The organism is Streptomyces sp. GC420, from assembly GCF_009916105.1.
Classification (GTDB): domain Bacteria; phylum Actinomycetota; class Actinomycetes; order Streptomycetales; family Streptomycetaceae; genus Streptomyces.
In genome coordinates this window covers 1-3,937 of record NZ_JAAAXQ010000543.1, presented here as the reverse complement: position 1 = coordinate 3,937, position 3,937 = coordinate 1, and the positions used below count along the sequence as shown (strand labels likewise).

4 protein-coding genes and 1 pseudogene are annotated in these 3,937 nt (G+C 72.4%); 1 reads left to right on the top strand and 4 read right to left on the bottom strand.

Annotated elements, in window-relative coordinates; all coding sequences use genetic code 11:
- The 4 genes and pseudogenes from GUY61_RS35770 to GUY61_RS35755 form a co-directional block, all read right to left on the bottom strand.
- A pseudogene (locus tag GUY61_RS35770) lies at nucleotides 1–364 on the bottom strand (hypothetical protein); the annotation flags it as partial.
- Between the two features lie 68 nt (nucleotides 365–432).
- Nucleotides 433–1,167 carry a Sir2 family NAD-dependent protein deacetylase gene (locus GUY61_RS35765; protein ID WP_166634469.1) on the bottom strand — a complete coding sequence of 245 codons (735 nt, stop codon included), beginning with the start codon at nucleotides 1,165–1,167 and terminating at the stop codon, nucleotides 433–435.
- Nucleotides 1,168–1,302: 135 nt separating this feature from the next.
- The gene (locus GUY61_RS35760) at nucleotides 1,303–2,118 is read right to left on the bottom strand and encodes a cache domain-containing protein (RefSeq protein WP_166634468.1); all 816 of its coding nucleotides are present in this window, start codon (nucleotides 2,116–2,118) and stop codon (nucleotides 1,303–1,305) included.
- Complete coding sequence (locus tag GUY61_RS35755) at nucleotides 2,054–2,890, bottom strand: FadR/GntR family transcriptional regulator (protein WP_166634467.1); 837 nt, start codon at nucleotides 2,888–2,890, stop codon at nucleotides 2,054–2,056. Before GUY61_RS35755 ends, GUY61_RS35760 begins: the two co-directional genes overlap by 65 nt.
- Before the next feature lie 113 nt (nucleotides 2,891–3,003).
- Here GUY61_RS35755 and GUY61_RS35750 point away from each other — a divergent pair.
- Nucleotides 3,004–3,937, top strand: a 934-nt coding sequence (locus tag GUY61_RS35750) for an ABC transporter ATP-binding protein (RefSeq protein ID WP_166634466.1), incomplete at its 3' end; no start/stop codon positions are given.

The following is a 3,937-nucleotide window of genomic DNA, read 5'->3' as shown; positions in this document are numbered from 1 at the left end:
GCTGCGCGCCCCGCAACAGCCCGGCCACCTCGCCGTACGGGACCTCCACCGACGCACCCCGCCCGTCGCACAGCCGGAACCAGCCGTCGCCGTGCTCCACCAGGGGCGCCGGATCGTGCCCGAGCCGCGGCAGCCCGCCCTCGGCCAGTTCTCCCCAGTCCCGCCAGTTCTCCAGGCCGAAACACCAGCCCGTTGGAACGGTGGTGCCTGCTCCCGTGTCGCGCAGGCACACCCCGCCCGGCGCGATCAGGACCTCTGCTTCGAGGACTGCCCGCACGAGCGCGGCGGGGTCGTCCGCGGGCACGTCCTCGTCGAGGTACCGGGCGATCAGGGCCACCGCCGCGGCCGTCTCCCGGGCGGTCATCCGGCCGCCGAGGGTCAGACGCTCTCCGAGCCGTGGCTCCAGAAACGGTTCCAGGACCGGCGGCACGCTCAGGCCCCGTTCGCGATGCGCCGCAGCAGCGCCGACAGGGACGTCCCGATCGGTTCCCGGATGATCTCGTCGGCGATGTCGTCGTACGGAGTCGGCTCGGCGTTGACGATGATCAGCCTTGCGCCGTGGTCGGCGGCGACGCCGGCCAGTCCGGCGGCGGGCTGCACCTGCAGGCTGGTGCCGACGGCGATGAACACCTGGCACGCCTTGCTGATGGCGAGGGCCTGGCCCAGGACCACCGGGTCGAGGCGCTCGCCGAACATCACGGTGGCCGACTTCAGGATCCCGCCGCACCGCAGGCACGGCGGATCCTCCTCCCCGGCCTCGACACGGGCGAGCGCGTCCTCCATCGGTCCGCGCGCATGGCACGTGGTGCAGGCGACGCTCCGTACCGTGCCGTGCAGTTCGAGCACCTTGCGGGCGGGCATCCCGGCGATCTGGTGCAGTCCGTCCACGTTCTGGGTGATCACCCGTACCGGCACCCCGGACCGCTCCAGCTCGACGACCGCCCGGTGCGCCGCGTTCGGCTCGGCCCTGAGCGCGCGGTTGCCGCGCCGCATCTGCCAGGACCGCCGCCGGATATCCGGATCGCCCATGTAGTACTCGTACGTGACGAGCTTCTCCGCCTCCGGATCCTTCCGCCACAGCCCGTTCGGACCGCGGTAGTCAGGGATTCCGGAGTCGGTGGAGATGCCCGCGCCGCTGAGGATGGCCACGAGGGGCTTGGAACTCATACGCCGAGCGTAGGCAGACCGGGCCGGTGCGGCGAGCGGGTTTCCCGGTGGCCGACGACGACGGGTCCACCGCCCAGGCCCACCGCCCGGGGCCAGCGACGCGAGCCGACGCCCGCGCCTCGCCGCCCGGGCGGCCTACCGCCCGCGCCTCGCCGAGGCCGTCAGCAGGATGAGGGGCAGCCCGCCGCAGCGGCGCAGCTCGAGCCCGCCGTGTTCGGCGCCGTCCGCCGGCCCCGCGAGCACCGCCGCGAAGTCCGGGCCCTTGGTGAGCGATCCGCCGAGGTGCCGGGGATCGGTGGAGGCCGCGACCCGGCCGCGTGCGTTGACCAGGCGGGCGGGGCCGGGCAGGCGCTGGAGCAGTGGCACCACGACCGCCTCGAAGCGCCGCAGGTAGACGTCGGCGGCGGCCACGCCCATGAAGCGCCCGCCGACCGTCACCGGCGCGGAGAGGGTGAGGCTGTACTCGTCGGAACACAGGTAGTCGACGTACGGCCCCGCGACCGCCCGCTGCCCCGTGTCGCGGGGGAGGGTGAACCAGTCCCAGTGGGTGTAGTCGTGGTACGCGGAGTGCTCCGGGTCCAGGTTGAGCAGCAGCGGATGGACGTCGCCGTCCGCACCGGTCTGCCACCACTCCAGACAGGCGGGAACGTCGTCGAGCAGCCCGTGCGCCGCGACGAAGCCGAGACCGGAGACCAGCTCGTACCGGCGCAGGCGGTCGTGCAGGGCCGGCCGGAGCGCGGCGAGGTCCGCCGAGACCGGGCGGCGTCCGTCCGCGAGTGCGGCGGCGAGGATCGCCTCCGTGGCCGCGGCCGTTCCGGCCACCGCCTCGAAGACCCCTTCGAGCGCGTCGCCGACCCGGGTTGCCGCGTCGGCGGCCGTCATCGCGTCAGGCAGGTGCGGATCGTCGAGTACGGTCTGCCCGGTGCTCGCGAGGCGGGGACTGCTGCCCATCTGGGCCCTCCTTCGGACGGGGACCGCGCGCACCGCCGGCAGAACCGAGGCGGAGCTCGATCAGGCGTGCCATGGAGGTCTGCACGCACTGTTCGGCCAGGTCCCTGGCACGGTCGTCCGCACCATCATGCACGGCGTTGATTACGTTGCGGTGACGATCCACCACGTCCTTGAGGTGCCCGTCCTCGACGAGGGTGAGGCGCAGCAGCGCCCCGAGCTCGGTCTGAAGTGCCACCTCTTCCCTGGTCAGCCTGGCGGACTGGGCGGCCGCGGCCAGCTCGACGTGCAGGCGCCCGGAGACGCGGCTGCGCGCCGCCGAGTCCTCGGCATCCGCCAACTCCGCCAGGGACCGCCGCAGTTGCTGCAAATCCTCCGGAGCGGTGCGCTGCGCGGCGAGCCGGGCGGCAGCGCCGGAGACGGCCGCCCAGTGGTCGGCCAGGTCGCGCAGCTCCTCGGTGCTCCAGTCGCCCAGCCGGGCAAGGAGGCGGTCCTCCGCGGGTCCTTCCGGGACGGTGACGAAACTGCCGCCGCCCCGGCCCCTGCGGGTGGTGACCAGGCCCTGCTGCCGCAGCGCCATCAGTGCCTCGCGCAAGGTCACGGTGGAGACGCCGAGCTGCCCGGCGAGGTCCGCCTCGCCGGGCAGCTGCTCGCCGTCGGCCAGGAGTCCGAGGTCGATGGCGTCGCCGAGACGCCGCACGACCGCGTCCACCCGGGCGAGGGTGTCGACGGGGGTGAAGACGGCCCTGTGGGCGCCGGGTCTGTCTCGGTTCACTACGACCACCTTGGAGCTTGACTCAGGCTTTACCTTAGCGGGGTCTTGAACTTAAAAATATGACCTCATATGTTTACACCCAACGTCCGACAGCACCAGAAAGGTTCCCGCCCATGGAGGGAATGGCGATCCGGCTCCAGGGCCTGCGCAAGGCCTTCGGCCGGACGGAGGCCGTGGCCGGCGTCGATCTGGAGGTGCCCGACGGCGAGTTCTTCTCGATGCTCGGCCCGTCCGGCTCGGGCAAGACCACGGTCCTGCGGATGATCGCCGGCTTCGAGACGCCCACCAGCGGCACGATCGAACTCGCGGGCGCCGACGTGACCCGGCTGGCACCGTTCGAACGCGACGTGCACACGGTCTTCCAGGACTACGCGCTCTTCCCGCACATGACCGTGGAACAGAACGTCGCCTACGGCCTGAAGATCCGCAAGGTCCCCAGGGCGGAGCGGCTGAAGCAGGCCAGGGAGGCCCTGGACAGCGTCCGGCTGCCGGGCTTCGGCGGCCGTCGCCCCTCCCAGCTCTCCGGTGGCCAGCGCCAGCGCGTCGCGCTGGCCCGCGCCCTCGTCGGCCGCCCGAAGGTGCTGCTGCTCGACGAGCCGCTCGGCGCACTCGACCTCAAGCTGCGCGAGCAGATGCAGGTCGAGCTCAAGGCGATCCAGCGCGAGGTCGGCATCACCTTCGTCTTCGTCACGCACGACCAGGAGGAGGCGCTGACGATGAGCGACCGGATCGCGGTGTTCCACCAGGGCCGCATCGAGCAGGTGGGAACCCCGGCCGAGATCTACGAACGCCCCGCCACCCCGTTCGTCGCGGGCTTCGTCGGTACGTCGAACCTGCTGACGGGCGAGGCCGCGCAGCAGGTCGTCGGCAGCCCCGGCACCTACAGCATCCGGCCGGAGAAGATCCGCGTACTGAAGGAGTCCGCGCTCACCGGCGAACCGGAACACGGCACGCACTCGGAGGCCGTCGGCACCGTCGCGGAAGTCGTCTACCTCGGCGACGCCACCCGCTTCCTGGTCGACCTCGACGCGGGCGGCAGGCTCACCG